This is a genomic window from Streptomyces sp. LMG1-1-1.1 (genome assembly GCF_040815545.1).
In the GTDB taxonomy this organism is placed as follows: Bacteria; Actinomycetota; Actinomycetes; order Streptomycetales; family Streptomycetaceae; genus Streptomyces.
The window spans coordinates 41,740-58,018 of sequence record NZ_JBFPNH010000029.1 but is presented as its reverse complement, the minus strand read 5'-3'; the positions used below and the strand labels follow the sequence as shown (position 1 = coordinate 58,018).

Here is a 16,279-nt window from a genome sequence, read left to right as displayed (position 1 = left end):
CCGACACCACAGGGGGAACGCTGTGCCGAAGATCGTCGCCATCGTCTCGGGAGGCATGGACTCCGTCACGATGGCGCACCAGTTCAAGGAGCAGGGCCACGACCTGCACCTGCTCTCCGTCGACTACGGGCAGCGCCACCGCAAGGAGCACCTCTTCGCGGCCGCCGCGGCCGAACGGCTCGGCGCCGTCCACCAGGTGGCGGACCTGAGCGCGATGGGCGCCCTGCTGCGCGGCTCCTCGCTCACCGACCCGACGGTCGAGGTTCCGGAGCAGACCTGGTCCGGGTACGGCGAGAGCCCGAACATCGTCCCCAACCGCAACGCGCTGCTGCTGTCGGTGGCGTTCGCGGTGGCGGTGGCCGAGAAGGCCCAGGCCGTCGCCATCGGGATCATGGCGGACGACACCGTCTCCGTCCCCGACAGCACTCCGGAGTTCCTGGAGTCCTTCATCGCCATGGAGCGGATCGCCACCGCCGGGTACGCCCACCCCGACCTCGCCCTGCTGGCGCCGCTGTCCGGCCTGGGCAAGAAGGACGTCGTCACGCTGGGCGAACAGCTCGGTGTCCCGTGGACCGAGACCTGGACCTGCCTGCGCGGGGAGGACGACCACTGCGCCCGCTGCGCCGCGTGCTGGGAGCGCCAGGAGGCGTTCACCGCGGCCGGCGTCCACGACCCCACCGCTTATCAGGAGCACACGTCATGACGCTGCGCATCTCCAAGCAGTTCGCCTTCTCCGCCAGCCACCGGCTCGCCGGGCTGCCCGAGAACCACCAGTGCGGCCGCCTGCACGGCCACAACTACCTCGTCGAGATCGAGCTCAGCGCCGCTCGTGAGGACCTGACCGGCCCCGGCTTCGTCCGCGACTACGGCGAGCTGTCCGGCTTCAAGAGCTGGATCGACGAGTGGCTGGACCACCAGCACCTCAACGACGTGGTCAAGGAGAACCCGACCGCGGAGAACCTCGCGATCTGGATCTACGAGGAGTGGCTCCCCGAGCTCCCGGAGCTGACCGCCGTGAGGATCTCCGAGACCCCCAAGACCTGGGCCGAATACCGCCCCTGAGCCGAAGGACGGCGGGGGAGTACCCCGACCCGTCTGATTGAGGAGGTGGTGCCCCGTGGAACCGGAACTCGTCGTCAACGAGATCTTCGGCCCCACTTGAGTCCTTCCAAGGAGAAGGACGATCACTCGGCCGTCGCTGCGCCTTCCTGAGGCTGGGCGGCTGCAATCTCTCGTGCAACTGGTGCGACACCCCGTACACGTGGGACTGGGAAGGATCCAGCGACACCGGCATCGCGTTCGATCCGAAGACGGAGCTGCACCGACTGCCCGTCTCCACCGTGCTGGAGCGCCTGCTCGCCTTCGAGGTCGGGCTGGTGGTGATCTCCGGCGGTGAACCGCTCAACCAGCAGAACCGCCTGGTCCCGCTCGTGGAGGCACTGACCGGACACGGCGTCGAGATCGAGATCGAGACCAACGGGACCAGGGTCCCCGACCCGCGGCTGATCGCGGCCGGCGTCCGCTTCAACGTCTCGCCGAAACTCTCGCACGCCGGCGACCCCGCCGCGAAGCGCATCGTGCCCGCCGCGCTGGAACGCCTGGCGGCCATGCCGACCAGCACCTTCAAGTTCGTCTGCCGGGACAGCGCCGACCTCGACGAGGTCGCCGGGGTGGTGGCGGCGGCCGGGATCACCTCGGTCTGGGTGATGCCCGAGGGCCAGAACAGCGCGGACATCGACCGGCACATCAGACAGCTGGCCGACGAGGTCGTCGACCGCGGCTGGAACATCACGACCAGGCTGCACACGTTGGTCTGGGGACACAAGAGAGGGGTTTGAGATGAGTACCGACCTGGACGTGGACAAGGGCCTCAGCTCCATGATGGACGGGCTCGGTGAGGACCCCCTGGAGGACCTGGCACGCCTGCTCCTGAAGGAGATCGGCGAGGACCCCTCGCGGGACGGTCTCCGGGACACCCCCGCCCGCTACGCCCGCTGGTGGCGCGAGTTCACCGAGTACGACCCCGGCACCATCGACACGGTCTTCGAGACCACCTCCACCGGCCAGCTGGTGATGGTCTCCGGCATCGAGGTCTGGTCCCTCTGCGAACACCACCTGCTCCCCTTCAACTGCTCGCTGACCATCGCCTACCGCGCCGCCGACCGGCTGCTCGGCCTGTCGAAGTTCGCCCGGATCGCCCACCACCAGGCGCACCGGCTGCAGGTGCAGGAGCGCCTGGTGGCCGACATCGCCGCCGACGTGGTGCGGATCGCGGGCACCGAGGACGTGGCCGTGATCGGCACCGGTGAGCACCTGTGCATGACCATGCGGGGCATCAAGACCAGCGCCCGGATGACCTCCAGCTCGCTGGGCGGAGCGTTCGCCGAGGAGGGCCTGCTCAGGTCCGAGCTGTTCACCCACCTGCAGACCGCCCGCTGACACCGCGTCACCGGCGCACCCGCCACCCGTTACCGACCCGCCGAGCCCGAAGGAGTCCCACGTGATCAGCTCGCCCGCGCGCCGCAGGCGATGCGTGCTGTCCAGCGTCTCCTCCGACTCGCACACCTGGAACCTGGTCTTCCTCCAGCTGCTGCTGGAGGAGCACGGCTACCAGGTGGAGAACCTGGGCGCCTGCGTCCCCGACGACCTCCTGCTGGAGGTCTGCCTGGCCAGGATCCCGGACGCGGTGGTGATCAGCACGGTCAACGGCCACGGCAGGCTGGACGGCATCCGGCTGGCCCGCAGGCTGCGCGCGGAGCGGGCGCTCGCCCGGGTCCCGATGATGATCGGCGGGAAGCTCGGCCTGCAGGGGACCGCCGACGCGGCCTCGCAGGCCGAGCTGATCGCCGCGGGATTCGACGCGGTGTTCGAGGCCGGCTCCGGCCCCGACGTATCCGAGTTCCTCGCCTACCTCGGCGCGGCGTCGGCGCCACGGGCCGCCCTCGCCGGGCCGGCTCCGGGAGGCAGCGCATGAGCGGCACCCTGCTGCGGCCCGGCGGGAACGACTTCTGCGACTTCGTCCACGAGCGCTCCCGGGCAGGTGAGTTGGTGGTCCAGCCCCGGATGGGGTTCTCCGCTCCCGAGCGGATGCGAGCCGGCCTGGAGGCCGTGCGCGCGGCCCGGGCCACCACCGTCGGCACCATCACCGTGGACAGCTACACCCGGGTGGGGGACCACGGCTCGGCCCGGGAGGCGCTGCGCACCGGGACACCCCTCAACGGGTACCCGCTGGTCGAGCACGGCCCCGAGGTCAACCGCCGGCTGCTGGCCGGCCTGGCCGGACCGGACTTCCCGGTCCAGCTCCGGCACGGCTCGGCCCTGCCGCAGCGGCTGTTCGAGGCCATGCTGGCCTCGGGCCTGACCGCGACCGAGGGCGGGCCGGTGTCGTACTGCCTGCCCTACAGCCGGACCCCGCTGGCCGAGGCCACCCGGGCCTGGGCCGACAGCTGCGAGCTGCTGGCCCACCGCGCCCCGGCCGGGCGACCGGTCCACCTGGAGAGCTTCGGCGGCTGCATGCTGGGCCAGCTCTGCCCCCCTGGGCTGCTGGTGGCGCTCAGCGTGCTGGAGTGCCTGTTCTTCGTCCAGCACGGGATCGGCAGCGTCTCGCTCAGCTACGCGCAGCAGACCAACCCGACCCAGGACCTCGCCGCGGTACGGGCCATGCGGCGGCTGGCCGCCGAGTACCTCGGCACGGTGCGCTGGCACGTCGTCCTCTACACCTACATGGGGGTCTTCCCGCGGACCGAGGCGGGAGCGCTCCGGCTGCTGGCGGACAGCGTCCGGCTGGCCCGGGCCTCCGGAGCCGAGCGACTGGTGACCAAGACCGCGGCCGAGGCACAGCGGATCCCCACCGTCGAGGAGAACATCGAGGCGCTGGAGTTGGCCGGCGAGGTGGCCGGTCAACCGGACTCCGCCGGACTGGCGGCGAGCGCCGAAGAGGAAGCGGCCGTCCACCTCGAAGCCCGCACTCTCGTCGAGGCGACGCTCGCCCTCCACCGGGACGTCGGCGAGGCACTGGTGCGAGCCGTTCGGCAGGGCCTGCTGGACGTCCCGTACTGCCTGCACCCGGACAACGCCAACCAGGCCCGGAGCCTGATCGACGGCACCGGGCGGCTGCGGTGGCAGCACACCGGCCGGATGCCGATCGCGGCCTCCTCGGTGCGGACCGCCACCGGGTCACCCGCCTTCGAGCTGCTGAACAGACTCGGCTACATCGAACGACGCTACGACGGCGTGCTGCCCGGCCCGACCCGGCATGCGCTGAACGCGGCGGGCTGAGGCGCTCCCACGCCGGCCCCCTCCCTTCCTTCCCGCCCTGATTCCCGATGGAGGACCTCCCTTGTCCGAGCTGTTCCCTGTCATCGACCTCCGCGACGCCGAGCGCGGGCCGCAGGCTCGTGCCGAGTTCCTCGACCGGCTGCGCTCCGCGGTCCACGACATCGGCTTCTTCCAGCTGGTGGGTCACGGCGTCACCGGCGGCGACGACCTGCTCGACCAGGCCCGCAGGTTCTTCGCGCTGCCCGAGTCGGAGCGGGCCGCCCTGAGCATCCTCAACTCCCCGCATTTCCGCGGCTACTCGGAGATCGGCCGGGAGCTGACCCAGGGCATCCCGGACCAGCGGCGCCAGCTGGACATCGGTCCGGAGCACCCCGCCACCACGCCGGGCCCCGACGAGCCCTCCTACCGGTGGCTGGCCGGCCCCAACCAGTGGCCGGCCACCATGCCCGGACTCGCCGACGCGGTCCACCGCTGGACCGGCGAACTGACCGGTGTCGCGCACCGGCTGCTCGGACTGATCCTCGAATCGCTCGAGGTCCCGGCGGACTTCCTGGACGACGTGGTGGCACCGGACCCGCACGTCCACTTCAAACTGCTGCACTACCCCGGCCCGGAGCACAGCGAGGCCGACGGCGAGAACCAGGGCGTGGGCGTCCACAAGGACTACGGCATCCTCACCCTGCTCCTCCAGGACGACAAGGGCGGGCTTCAGGTCGCGGTCGAGGACGGCGTGTTCGCCGACGTGCCGGTGGTACCGGGGGCGTTCGTGGTGAACCTGGGCGAGCTGCTGGAGGTCGCCACGCGCGGCTACCTGCGCGCCACCACCCACCGGGTGGTGCGACCGGCCCCGGGGGTGGACCGCTACTCCGCCCCGTTCTTCTACAACCCGCGCCTGGACGGCTCGATGCAGCCGCTTCCCGGCCCGTACGTCGAGTCGGCCGAAGGCGTCGTGCCCGACCCCGCCAACCCGCTCTTCGCCGGCTACGGGGAGAACGTCATGAAGGGGATGCTGCGGGCCTTCCCGCAGGTCATCGAGCGCCACCACCCCGAACTGCTGCCCACCGCCTGACGGCGGCCGACCGACCCCGGCACCCACTCCGTCCGAGAAGGAACGATCCCTTGAGCAGCCGAAAGCCCGCCGTACTCCTCATAGACCCGGTCAAGACCGGCGAAGGCTACAAGAAGGCAGCCCGTGACGTCGGGCTCCACGTGGTCTCCCTCTACACGGTGGAACCCACCGAGCTGAACTCCCGGTGGCCCGACCACACCCGCGACGACGACGCGTCGCTCTACGCCTCCAAGGCCCCCGACGTGCTCGCCGCCCTCGCGGACACCGACTTCGAGGTGAAGGCGGTCGTGCCGGCCATGGAGTCCGCCGTCCACCTGACCGACGTACTGGCCCACGAACTCGGGCTGGCCGGCAACGACGTCGAGCTGGCCTGGGCCCGGCGCAACAAGGCGGCCATGCGGGCGCACGCCGAGCAGGCCGGGGTGCGGATCCCGGCGTTCCGGCTGGTGCACGACCTGGCCGAGGTGCCGGCCGCGGCCGAGGCGATCGGCTTCCCGGTCATCGTCAAGCCCACCATGGGCGCCGGCGCGCACGGCGTCACCCTCGTCCGCGACGCCGAGGAGGCCAAGAACCTGCGGATCACCGAGGAGAACGACCTCTTCGGCTGGCCGGTCGAGGAGTGGCTGGTCGAGCAGTACGTCCGCGGCCGCGAGTTCGCCGTCAACTGCTTCAGCAGCGACGGCGACCACCGGGTGATGGACATGTGGGAGTACCGGCAGCCGGACGACCGGGACTACGACTTCCCGCTGTGGAACAACGTCCAGGCCACCCGCGACGACCGCGACTGGGCCCGGGTCGAGGCGTACGTCCACGAGGTGCTCACCGCGTTCGGCGTGCACCGCGGCCCCAGCCACACCGAGGTCAAGTGCACACCCGACGGGGTGTACCTGATGGAGATCGGCGCCCGGCTTCCGGGAGGCCCGGCCACCGACCAGTGGGCCGACCACACCGCGATCCGGCCCTTCCACGACGCGCTCACCTGCTACCTCGGCCGGCGTCCGGCGATCATGGACCAGGACCTGGACGTCCGGGCGATGTTCGGCGCGATCGCCATCCGCAACGACGAGGCGCCCGGCACCCTGGTCGCGGTCCACGGGCTGGCGGAGCTGGAGGGCCACCCGAGCGTCGACAAGGTCCTGGTCTCCTACCAGCCGGGCGACCACGTACCGGTCACCCGGGACACCAAGACCATCCCGGTCGGGGCCTGGGTCTCCGGCCCGGACCAGGACGCGGTGGTCCGGGCGCTGGCCGAGATCCGGACGCTGGTCTCGCTGGAGATCGCGTTCGATGGCACCGACTGAGACCCCACCGGCCAAGCCGGGGCGGCGCGCACGGCTGCGGCTGCTGTCCGCCGGCTACCGCGACCTGCTCGCGGTCCCCGGGGTCGGCCGGATGCTCGTCGCCAGCCTGGTGTCGAAGCTGCCGCTCGCCATGATCACGCTGAGCCTGCTGCTCTACCTCGGGCCGCGCTACTCCTACGCGACGGGCGGCCTGGCGATGAGCTGCATGGCCGTCGGCCAGGGGCTGTCCGCGCCCGTCCGCGGCCGGCTGATGGACCGGTACCCGTACCGGCCGATCCTGGTCGGCTGCCTGGTGCTCTACCTGGTCGCGCTCGGCGCCCTGACCGCGGTGGCCTCGGCCCGCGGGCCGGCCCCCCTGGTGCTGGTCCTGGCCGCGGTCAGCGGCGTCACCTCACCCCCGGTGGGCATCATCATGCGCACGCTGTGGCGGGTGCTGGTCGGCGAACGGCAGTTGGTCACCGCGATGGCCCTGGACGCCGCGACCAGCGACGTCGTGCACATCACCAGCCCGGCCCTGGCCGCCTGGCTCTGCCTGAGCCTGTCGGGCGAGGTGGCGTTCTCGGTCTACGGGGCGCTGACGGTGGTCGCGGTGCTGCTGGTACTCAGCCTCCCGAACGCCCCGCTGCCCACCCGCCGCGCCGGCAGCGGGCACTGGGCGGGCCCGCTGCGCTCGGCCGCGCTGCGTCGGCTGCTCGTCACCCACGCCGCGTTCAGCGGGATGATCACCGCGATCGACGTGGTGATATCCCTGCTCAACGTCGAGCAGGGCACCACCGGGTACATCGGCATCCAGATCGGCGCGCTCTCGGTCGGGAGCATCGTCGGCAGCCTCGCGCTGGGAGCCTTCCCCGGCCTGCTGGCCCGGGGGCCGAAGCTCTCGGCCCTGATCGGAGTCTTCGCCGCGGGCGTCGTCCTCCTCGCGGCCACCTCGCAGCTGTCCCCGCTGGCCATGACGCTGGCCTGTCCGCTCACCGGCCTGGCCTACGGCTCGACCTTCGGCGCGCTGTTCACCGCGGGCGGCGACCTCGCCCCCGAGGGGAACGCCGCCGAGACCCAGGCCTGGATGGGCAGCCTCACCCAGGCCGGCGCGGCCATCGGCGCCTGGGCCGCGGCCGAGGCCGGCGGCCTGACGGCGCTCTACGTCATCCCCGTGATCGCGGTCCTGTCCGCGGTCCTCACCTGGAACATCCGGGGCCCTCGGTCCGACCGGGACCTGCCCGCCCCCACCACCACCACCTGAAGGAGAGCACTCGCATGAATATTCAGCAGATCGACGAGGTCCTGGCCAAGTTCCTGGCCGAGCGCTACACCCCTGAGGCGGTGGCCGATCTCGCCGACCGCTTCCACCGCTTCGGCTTCATCAAGTTCGACGCCGCCCACCGGCTCGTGCCGGACGAGCTGCAGACCGCGATCCGCGAGGAGACCGACCTCCTGATCGAGCAGCACAAGGAGCGCCGCAACCTGCTGCTCAGCACCACCGGCAACACGCCCCGCCGGATGAGCGTGGTCAAGAGCGAGGAGATCGAGAAGAGCGAGCTCATCAGCACGCTGTCCCGCTCCGACGTGCTGCTCGGCTTCCTGGCCGGCATCACCCGGGAGGAGATCTTCCCGCAGGTCTCCGACGACGAGCGCTACCTGATCACCCACCAGGAGTACAAGTCCGACACCCACGGCTGGCACTGGGGCGACTACAGCTTCGCGCTGATCTGGGCGCTGCGGATGCCTCCCATCGAGCACGGCGGGATGCTCCAGGCGGTGCCGCACACCCACTGGGACAAGACCAACCCGCGCATCAACCAGACGCTCTGCGAGCGCGAGATCAACACCCACGGGCTGGAGTCCGGTGACCTGTACCTGCTGCGCACCGACACCACCCTGCACCGCACCGTGCCGCTGAGCGAGGACTCGACCCGCACCATCCTGAACATGACCTGGGCGGCCAAGCGCGACCTGGAGAAGGACCTGGTGGGCAACGACCGCTGGTGGGACAACCCGGAGGTCGAGGCGGCCCGCGCCGTCGACAACGCCTGACCCCTTTCCCCGGCCGTGCCCCTGGTGCTCCCCGCGCGCCGGGGGCACGGCCGCCGACGCGTACGTGGAAGGTCGGAACGCATGGCCGGCGACACCCTCGTCATCCTCCTGCTCGACCTGGCCCTGATCGCGGTCCTGGCCCGAGCGGCGGGCGCACTCGCCCGCCGCTTCGGCCAGCCCGCGGTCATCGGCGAGGTCGTGATGGGGATCCTGCTCGGTCCCACCCTGCTGCACGGATCCCTCGCGAGCACCCTCTTCCCCGGGGAGGTGCGCGGCTTCCTCATCGCCTTCGCGGACCTGGGGATCATCCTCTTCATGTTCGTCACCGGCCTGGAGTTCCGCCGCGGCGGCGACCACGCGCCCCGGCGGGCCGCCATCGGCATCGGGCTCGGCTCGATCATCCTGCCGTTCGTCCTCGGGACGTCCCTCGGCACCTGGTGGGACACCGCGACACCGGACGCCACCCCGCTCGGAGCCCGCCTCTTCATGGGGCTGGCCCTCTCGGTCACGGCCTTCCCGGTGCTGGCCCGGATCCTGGACGACCGGGGCATGACCCGCCACTCGCTGGGCCGGCTCGCCCTGGCCGGAGCGGCCTTCTGCGACCTGCTCGCCTGGGTGCTGCTGGCCGTCGTGCTGGCCCTCGGCGCCGGCGGCCACCAGCCGTGGCGCCTGGTCTGGCTGCTTCCGTACGTCGCCGTGATGGCCGCCGCCACGCCGCTGCTGCGCCGCCTGGTGCAACGGCGCGCCGACCGGCTGAACCCGGTCGTCGCCCTGGCCGGCCTCCTGGCGTCCGCCGCCGCCACCGAGTGGATGGGCCTGCACTTCGTCCTCGGCGCCTTCCTCTTCGGCATCGTCCTGTCCGGCCTCCGCGGCCCGGAGGGGGAGCGCGCGCTGAAACCGGTCCGGGAGAGCGCCGAGGGGCTCGGCCTCGGCCTGCTGATGCCGGTCTACTTCGTGGTGGCCGGCTGGCAGGTCGACCTCTCCGTCCTGCGCGCCGCCCAGCTGGTGCAGCTGCTGGTGCTGATGGCGATCGCGGTGGTCGGGAAGGTGGCCGGCACCATGATCGCGGCCCGGCTGTCCGGCCTGCGGCCGCGTGAAGCCGCCGTCCTGGGCGCCCTGATGAACACCCGCGGCCTCACCGAGCTGATCGTGCTCTCGGCCGGACGCCAGGCGGGCCTGCTGAACGACTCCTCGTACAGCCTCCTGGTCGCGATGGCCGTCCTGACCACGCTCTCGACCGGCCCGATCCTCAACCGGCTGCAGGGACGGCCGAAGCGGGAGGACCCGGCCTCGGACGCCGCCCCCCGCACGTCGGAACTCCAGCAGGCCTGACGGGGCCGCAGCACCACCGCGTTCCGCAGGAACGGCCGGGAACCCGTGGAGGGACACAGTGTTCAGGTTCGTACTTCTCGGCGCCCCGGCCGTCCTGCGGGAGGGCGCCCCGCAGACCCGGCTGCCGCGGATGCCGCCCCAGCAGGCGGCGGTGCTGGCGGCACTCGCCCTGCGGGCCGGCACCCCGGTCGGCACGGCGGAGCTCGTCGACGGGCTGTTCGGCGAACGGCCGCCGCCCAGCGCGGTCTCCATGGTCGCCAACTACGTCCTGCGGCTGCGCAAGGCCCTGGGCCCCGGGCTGATCGTCCGCTCGGGCGCGGGATACGCGCTGGACGTCCCGAGGACGGCGGTCGACGCCCTGGAGTTCGCCGAACTGGCCGCCGCCCGCCCCACCGGCGACGACCGCGCGGACGCCGAGCGGCTCGCCACCGCACTCGGCCTGTGGGACGGCGGCACCGCCCTCGCCGGGCTCCCCGGGCCGCTGTGCCACGGCCGGCGCGAGTCGCTGGCCCAGCAGCGGGAAGCCGCCCTGCTGGCCTGGTACGAGTGCGAGCTGGCCCTGGGGAACCACGCGTCATTGCTGGCCGAGCTCTCGGCGAGCTGCCAGGAGGCCCCGTTCGCGGAGGACCTGCACGCGGCCTGGATGACCACCCTGTACCGCTGCGGCATGCAGGCCGACGCGCTCCGGGTGTACCGGCGCATGCGCCGCAGGCTGGTCGAGGAGCTGGGCATCGAACCGGGCACCCACCTGTCCGAGGTCCACCACGCGATCCTCGACGGCCAGGACCCGGCGCCCGCCGGACGAACCGCCGGCACGGCCCCCCGGCTCACGCCCCCGACAGCCGTGCCCCGACCGGTCCCCCGCCACATCCCGCCGCTCACACCGGACTTCGTCGGCCGGACCGCGGAGACGGCGCGGCTCTCCGCCGCGCTGACCGAGCACAGCCACGCCGTGGGGCTGGTGACCGGGGCACGCGGCACCGGAAAGACCACGGTGGCCGCCGCCGTGGCCCGCGCGGTCAGCGGGCACTTCCCCGACGGCCAGCTGTGGGCCTCGCTCGGCGCGTCTACCGACACTCCGGTGGGCGCCCACGAGGTCCTCGCCGGCTTCCTGGACGCCCTCGGTGTGCCCGCCGCACAGCTGCCGGGCGGCACGCCCGAACGTGCCGCCCTCTACCGCAGCCTGCTGGCCGACCGCCGGGTCCTGGTCGTCCTCGACGACGTCGGCGACCCCGGGCAGATCACCCCGCTGCTGCCCAACGCGCCCGGCAGCGCGGTGCTGCTCGGCGCCCGCGAGCACCCGGCGCTGGGCGTCACCGCCGCGGTCCGGCTCGAACCGCTGGCCGCCGCCGACTCCGCCGCGCTGATCACCTCGGTGATCGGAGCCGCCCGGGCCCTCGCCGAGCCGCACGCGGTCCGGTCGCTCGCCGCCGCCTGCGGCCACCTCCCGCTGGCCCTGCGCACCGCGGCCACCCGGCTGGCCCGCCACCCGGCCCGAAGCGTGGCGTCACTGGTGGCCTGGACCGAGCGGTGCGCGTCACGGTCGGCCCGTCCGGCGCCGTCGGAGCGGCCGCACCGGCTAGTCGGCTCCGCCGGAGCCGGGGGCCGGGCCGTCCACGATCCCGGCGGCCGCCTCATACATCGTCTGGAGGTGGTCCGGCCGTCCGGCCTGGACCGCCAGGAAGCCGCCGATGCCGAACAGTCCGCTCTTCTTGCGGGCGGCGAGCTTCTCCTCGAACACCTCGCGGGGGACCCCCTCGGTGTAGATGAACTTCCTCGGGAGCGGGAGCTGGATCCGCACGTTCGCCGCGGGGTCGCGCACCGTGCCCGGCGGGTCCTCCCCCTTGGCGACCTGCTCGATCGCCTCCAGGTACCTGCGCCGCAGCAGGGTGATGCCCTTGTCGCTGCGCCCCAGGTGCTCGGCGCTCCGGTCGGTGACCGTGCCCTGGCCGATCCAGACCGCGAAGTCCTGGTTGCCGGTGTGCGAGGTGATGATCTGATCGCTCCCCGGTTCGGTGAGCGGGCCGTACCAGTACGGCACCTCCTCCGACTCCGGCACGCCGATGGCGACGTCGTCGGGGAGCACCGAGTACTGCCAGGTGATGTTGAGGGTCCGGTGGTCGTCCACCGGCACCCGGAACTCGACCGTGTTGCCCGAGGCCAGGGTGTACGGCCACAGGCAGAGGATCCCGCCGTCGGCCGTGCTGCTGGACCGGGCGAAGGCCCCCTCCGGCGCGTTCTCGGTCTCGACCTCGCGGCCGTTGACGAAGCCGTGCTCGAACTCGAGGAAGTCGATCGCCGTGTGCCGGGGCGCGTAGACGGGATCCTCGGGGTCGAGCCGGACCGCGTTCCCGTTCGAGTGCAGCCACTCGAAGTGGACCGGGTCCATACCGTTCTCGTGACACTGGAACCAGTTGCACGGTAGCTCGGTGAGGATCAGCTCGACGAAGCCGTGCTCCCAGCTGAAGGTCTCGAAGTCCGGCAGCAGCGGCGCGGGCCCCGGGCCCAGGTACGCCCACACCAGCCCGCCGAGGGTCGCGGTCGGGTACGACGTCACCCCGGCCTTCCCGTGGAACCCGCCGGCCGGCCCGGCCTCCTCGAACGGCTGCTCCACGCACCGCCCGTCGGAGTCGAACGCCCACCCGTGGTAGGCGCAGCGCATCAGGTCGCCGTCCACCCAGCCCGTGCTGAGATCGGTCCTCCGGTGCGGACAGAAACGGGAGATCAACCCGTGCCCCCCGTCCGGTTTCCGGAACAGGACCAGGTCCTCACCCAGCAGCCTGACCGGCTTGACCCGCCGCTCGCGGAGTTCCATGGCGGGGGCGATCGGATGCCAGTACCTGCGCAGCAGTTCACCCATGGGCGTACCGGCACCCACCTGGGTCAGCGTCCGGTTCTTCTCCGGTGAGAGCATCCTGGAGTCTCCTTCGCGTTCCACTCCGGCCACTCGGCACCCACCCGCCATGGGCAGGTCCGACCGCCCTGATTCGGCCTTCTCCCCTCCATCCTCCGAAGCCGTGTTCTACTCCCGATCTACATCGGCTCTACCTCCGGCGGTCCGCCGAGGGCGCGTTAGCGTACGGGGATGAGTGTCGAGGGGATTCGGATCCGTCCGGCGGCCGTACCGGGGGACGCGGAGGCGCTGGCGGCGGCGCTGGTGAGGAACCGCGCGCACATGAGGGCGAGGGAGCCCTACCGGGAGGAGCGCTACTACACGGCGGACGCGCAGGCGGAGCGGCTGGCCGACGGGGGAGCGCGGTGGTTCGCCGTGGACGGGGAGCGGATCGTGGGGGCGGCGATCCTGTCGGGGATCGTGCGCGGGCCGTTCTGCAGCGCGTCGCTGGGGTACTGGGTGGACGGGGGGTACACGGGGCGCGGCGTGGCGTCGGCACTCGTCGACGAGGTGTGCCGGGCGGCCCCCGGGGAGCTGGGGCTGCACCGGATCGAGGCGTGCACGATGCTGGACAACCACGCCTCGCAACGGGTCCTGGAGAAAGGCGGGTTCGTGCGGATCGGGACGGCGCCGCGGTATCTGCACATCGCCGGGGACTGGCGTGACCACCACCTCTTCCAGCGGGTGCTGCACGACGGCCCGCCGCCGGGCGTTCCGGGCGATCTTCCGGCGGACGGTGATCGCGCCTGACACGGCACCCCCCGGTGGCGTACGCTCGACGGCTGCCCAGTGCACGTGAGAAGGGGGCCTTAGGTGGCCGCGCAGGAAGCCGTCGACACGGTCAGGGACCGTGAGATCGGTGTCGAGCAGGAACATCTGGATCAGGTCTACCGCCGCCTCGAGGAGAAGATCCACGAGGCGGAGTTCCTGATGAACGACGCCGCCCAGCGGGGCCAGGTCGGCACGCCCGGCGCCCTCGCCGAGCGCGACGCCCAGGTGTTCCGCGCAGGCATCCACCTCAACCGGCTCAACAACGAGTTCGAGGACTTCCTCTTCGGCCGGATCGACCTGCTGTACGGAAAGGACGGGAAGAAGGGGCCCGACGGCGCCTACACCTCCGTGGAGCCCGCGGAGGACGCCGTACGCCCCGACAGCACCGCCGACATCGGGGAGACGCTGCACATCGGGCGGATCGGCGTCCTCGACTCCGACTACGCCCCCCTGGTGATCGACTGGCGCGCGCCCGCCGCGGCGCCCTTCTACCGGTCGACGCCGGTCGACCCGGGCCGGGTCGTGCGCCGCCGGGTCATCCGCTCCAAGGGCCGCCAGGTCCTCGGCGTCGAGGACGACCTGATGCGTCCGGAGCTCCGGGCCACCCTCGACGGGAACGAGCTGCCCGTCATCGGCGACGGCGCCCTGATGGCCGCCCTCGGCCAGGCCCGCAGCCACACGATGCGGGACATCGTCTCCTCGATCCAGGCGGAGCAGGACCTCGTCATCCGCGCGCCCGCCGCGTCCGTCACGTACGTCGAGGGCGGGCCGGGCACCGGGAAGACGGCGGTCGCGCTGCACCGGGCCGCGTACCTGCTCTACCAGGACCGGCGGCGGTACGCGGGCGGCATCCTGATCGTCTCGCCGACCCCGCTCCTCGTCTCGTACACCGAGGGCGTCCTGCCCTCGCTCGGCGAGGAGGGCCAGGTCGCGATCCGCGCGGTCGGGTCGCTCGTCGACGGAGCCGAGGCCACCGCGTACGACGAGCCGGCCGTGGCCCGGATCAAGGGTTCGTCCCGCATGCTCCACGTGCTGCGCAAGGCGGCCCGCGGCGCCCTGGAGACCCCGGCCCCGAGGAACCAGCCCGAGCTGGGCGAGGACGAGGCCCAGGCTCCCGCCGGCACGCCCACGCGCCTGCGTGTCGTGGCCTTCGGCCGCCGCATCGAGCTGGAGGCCGACGACCTGCGGCGGATCCGCCACAACGTCCTCGGCGGCACCGCCCCCGTCAACCTGCTGCGCCCGCGCGCCCGCCGTCTGCTCCTCGACGCGCTGTACGCGAGGTCGGGCGCCTCGGGTCGGCACAGCGATCCCGAGCTCGCGGCCGAGTTGCGCTCCTCCTTCGACGAGGACGTGTCCACCGAGGACTCCTTCCTCGCCTTCCTCGACGCCTGGTGGCCGGAGCTCACCCCGCGCCAGGTCCTGGACGCGATGGCCGACGAGCGGCGGCTCGGCCGCTGGGCCCGCCGGATCCTGAACCCCGGCGAGGTGCGGCGGCTCGCCCGCTCGCTGCGCCGCCGGGAGCTCTCGGTGCACGACGTGGCCCTCCTCGACGAGCTGTACACCCTCGTCGGCGCCCCGGCGCGGCCCCGCAAGAAGCGGGAGTACGACCCGCTGGACCAGCTGTCGGGCCTGGAGGAGCTCATGCCCGTGCGCGAGGAGACGCAGCGCGAGCGGGCCGAGCGGCTGGCGGCGGAGCGCACCGAGTACGCGCACGTGATCGTCGACGAGGCGCAGGACCTGACGCCCATGCAGTGGCGGATGGTCGGGCGGCGCGGCCGGCACGCCACCTGGACGGTGGTGGGCGACCCGGCGCAGTCCTCCTGGTCGGACCCGGACGAGGCCGCGGAGGCCCGGGACGAGGCGCTCGGCAGCCGGCCGCGGCGCCGTTTCGAGCTGACCGTGAACTACCGGAACCCGGCCGAGATCGCCGAGCTCGCCGCCAAGGTCCTCGCGCTGGCCATGCCGGGCAAGGAGTCGCCGCGCGCGGTCCGCTCGACGGGCGTCGAGCCCCGCTTCGTCGCGGTCCCGGAGAAGGCGGATCTGGCCGAAACCGTTCGGTCCGAGGCGCGGCTGCTCCTGGAGCGGGTGGAGGGCACGGTCGGCGTCGTCGTCGCCATGAACCGGCGCAGGGAGGCGGCCGGCTGGCTCGCCGACCTGGGCGACCGGGTGGTGGCCCTCGGTTCCCTGGAGGCGAAGGGCCTGGAGTACGACGCCACGGTGGTCGTCTCGCCCGCGGAGATCGCGGACGAGTCCCCGGCCGGTCTGCGGGTGCTCTACGTGGCCCTGACCCGGTCCACGCAGGCCCTGACGATCCTGTCGGGCGACCGTGACATGCCGGACGGCGCGGGGGTCCCCGACCTGCTGCGGGACTGAGGGGCGCGGCCCCGCGGCCGGTCAAGACCGCGGGGCCGATTTCAGGTCAACCTGTGGCGCTGGAATCGCCGACCAGGGTGGTTTGTTAGCCTTGTCGTGGCACCGGCTCGATCCAAGCCCCCGGGCCCAACCTTCGTCCCTTTGAGGGACCACTTGCCGCGAGGCGAGCATGGCGGGTCGGTGCCACTTAGACGTACGTACGAAGTCGAGGTCCCCGTCACCACTGGTGAC

The 16,279-nt window shown here is 72.4% G+C and carries 14 protein-coding genes and 1 pseudogene; 14 read left to right on the top strand and 1 reads right to left on the bottom strand.

Annotated features, from left to right (window positions below; translation table 11 throughout):
• Nucleotides 1-22: 22 nt before the first annotated feature.
• The 12 genes and pseudogenes from MRBLMG1_RS17140 to MRBLMG1_RS17085 form a co-directional block, all read left to right on the top strand.
• Nucleotides 23-703, top strand: a complete 681-nt coding sequence (locus tag MRBLMG1_RS17140) for a 7-cyano-7-deazaguanine synthase (RefSeq protein WP_367824884.1) — start codon at nt 23-25, stop codon at nt 701-703.
• Nucleotides 700-1,062 carry a 6-pyruvoyl trahydropterin synthase family protein gene (locus MRBLMG1_RS17135; RefSeq protein ID WP_367824883.1) on the top strand — a complete coding sequence of 121 codons (363 nt, stop codon included), beginning with the start codon at nt 700-702 and terminating at the stop codon, nt 1,060-1,062. Before MRBLMG1_RS17140 ends, MRBLMG1_RS17135 begins: the two co-directional genes overlap by 4 nt.
• Nucleotides 1,063-1,208: 146 nt before the next feature.
• Nucleotides 1,209-1,838 carry a 7-carboxy-7-deazaguanine synthase QueE gene (locus MRBLMG1_RS17130; RefSeq protein WP_367824925.1) on the top strand — a complete coding sequence of 210 codons (630 nt, stop codon included), beginning with the start codon at nt 1,209-1,211 and terminating at the stop codon, nt 1,836-1,838.
• 1 nt (nt 1,839) lies between these two features.
• Nucleotides 1,840-2,439 (top strand): GTP cyclohydrolase I, encoded by a 600-nt coding sequence (folE, locus tag MRBLMG1_RS17125; RefSeq protein WP_367824882.1) that lies wholly within the window; start codon nt 1,840-1,842, stop codon nt 2,437-2,439.
• Between the two features lie 61 nt (nt 2,440-2,500).
• On the top strand, nt 2,501-2,974 hold the full coding sequence (locus MRBLMG1_RS17120) for a cobalamin B12-binding domain-containing protein (RefSeq protein WP_367824881.1): 474 nt from the start codon (nt 2,501-2,503) through the stop codon (nt 2,972-2,974).
• Nucleotides 2,971-4,278, top strand: coding sequence for a methylaspartate mutase (locus MRBLMG1_RS17115; RefSeq protein ID WP_367824880.1), 1,308 nt, complete (start codon nt 2,971-2,973; stop codon nt 4,276-4,278). The genes MRBLMG1_RS17120 and MRBLMG1_RS17115 overlap by 4 nt, the downstream gene beginning before the upstream one ends.
• 61 nt (nt 4,279-4,339) lie before the next feature.
• Nucleotides 4,340-5,347 carry an isopenicillin N synthase family dioxygenase gene (locus MRBLMG1_RS17110; RefSeq protein WP_367824879.1) on the top strand — a complete coding sequence of 336 codons (1,008 nt, stop codon included), beginning with the start codon at nt 4,340-4,342 and terminating at the stop codon, nt 5,345-5,347.
• A 50-nt stretch (nt 5,348-5,397) separates the two neighbouring features.
• A complete protein-coding gene (locus MRBLMG1_RS17105) occupies nt 5,398-6,648 on the top strand; it encodes an ATP-grasp domain-containing protein (protein WP_367824878.1) in 1,251 nt (416 codons plus the stop codon).
• Nucleotides 6,635-7,888 (top strand): MFS transporter, encoded by a 1,254-nt coding sequence (locus MRBLMG1_RS17100; RefSeq protein ID WP_367824877.1) that lies wholly within the window; start codon nt 6,635-6,637, stop codon nt 7,886-7,888. The genes MRBLMG1_RS17105 and MRBLMG1_RS17100 overlap by 14 nt, the downstream gene beginning before the upstream one ends.
• A gap of 14 nt (nt 7,889-7,902) precedes the next feature.
• A complete protein-coding gene (locus MRBLMG1_RS17095) occupies nt 7,903-8,679 on the top strand; it encodes a HalD/BesD family halogenase (protein ID WP_367824876.1) in 777 nt (258 codons plus the stop codon).
• An 81-nt stretch (nt 8,680-8,760) separates the two neighbouring features.
• Complete coding sequence (locus tag MRBLMG1_RS17090) at nt 8,761-10,011, top strand: cation:proton antiporter (RefSeq protein ID WP_367824875.1); 1,251 nt, start codon at nt 8,761-8,763, stop codon at nt 10,009-10,011.
• Between the two features lie 130 nt (nt 10,012-10,141).
• A pseudogene (locus MRBLMG1_RS17085) lies at nt 10,142-11,431 on the top strand (BTAD domain-containing putative transcriptional regulator); the annotation flags it as partial.
• Nucleotides 11,432-11,590: 159 nt separating this feature from the next.
• On the opposite strand, the gene MRBLMG1_RS17080 reads toward MRBLMG1_RS17085, so the two are convergent.
• Nucleotides 11,591-12,925, bottom strand: coding sequence for a Rieske 2Fe-2S domain-containing protein (locus MRBLMG1_RS17080; protein WP_367824874.1), 1,335 nt, complete (start codon nt 12,923-12,925; stop codon nt 11,591-11,593).
• A gap of 171 nt (nt 12,926-13,096) precedes the next feature.
• On the opposite strand from MRBLMG1_RS17080, the gene MRBLMG1_RS17075 reads away from it, so the two are divergent.
• Both MRBLMG1_RS17075 and MRBLMG1_RS17070 read left to right on the top strand, forming a co-directional pair.
• Nucleotides 13,097-13,654 carry a GNAT family N-acetyltransferase gene (locus MRBLMG1_RS17075; protein WP_367824873.1) on the top strand — a complete coding sequence of 186 codons (558 nt, stop codon included), beginning with the start codon at nt 13,097-13,099 and terminating at the stop codon, nt 13,652-13,654.
• A gap of 63 nt (nt 13,655-13,717) precedes the next feature.
• Nucleotides 13,718-16,048, top strand: coding sequence for a HelD family protein (locus MRBLMG1_RS17070; RefSeq protein ID WP_367824872.1), 2,331 nt, complete (start codon nt 13,718-13,720; stop codon nt 16,046-16,048).
• Nucleotides 16,049-16,279 lie beyond the last annotated feature (231 nt).

Coding starts and splice junctions, on each gene's coding strand:
- folE (WP_367824882.1), top strand. CDS start 1,840: ATGAGTACCGACCTGGACGTGGACAAGGGCCTCAGCTCCATGATGGAC.
- MRBLMG1_RS17095 (WP_367824876.1), top strand. CDS start 7,903: ATGAATATTCAGCAGATCGACGAGGTCCTGGCCAAGTTCCTGGCCGAG.
- MRBLMG1_RS17135 (WP_367824883.1), top strand. CDS start 700: ATGACGCTGCGCATCTCCAAGCAGTTCGCCTTCTCCGCCAGCCACCGG.
- MRBLMG1_RS17075 (WP_367824873.1), top strand. CDS start 13,097: ATGAGTGTCGAGGGGATTCGGATCCGTCCGGCGGCCGTACCGGGGGAC.
- MRBLMG1_RS17100 (WP_367824877.1), top strand. CDS start 6,635: ATGGCACCGACTGAGACCCCACCGGCCAAGCCGGGGCGGCGCGCACGG.
- MRBLMG1_RS17090 (WP_367824875.1), top strand. CDS start 8,761: ATGGCCGGCGACACCCTCGTCATCCTCCTGCTCGACCTGGCCCTGATC.
- MRBLMG1_RS17115 (WP_367824880.1), top strand. CDS start 2,971: ATGAGCGGCACCCTGCTGCGGCCCGGCGGGAACGACTTCTGCGACTTC.
- MRBLMG1_RS17080 (WP_367824874.1), bottom strand. CDS start 12,925: ATGCTCTCACCGGAGAAGAACCGGACGCTGACCCAGGTGGGTGCCGGT.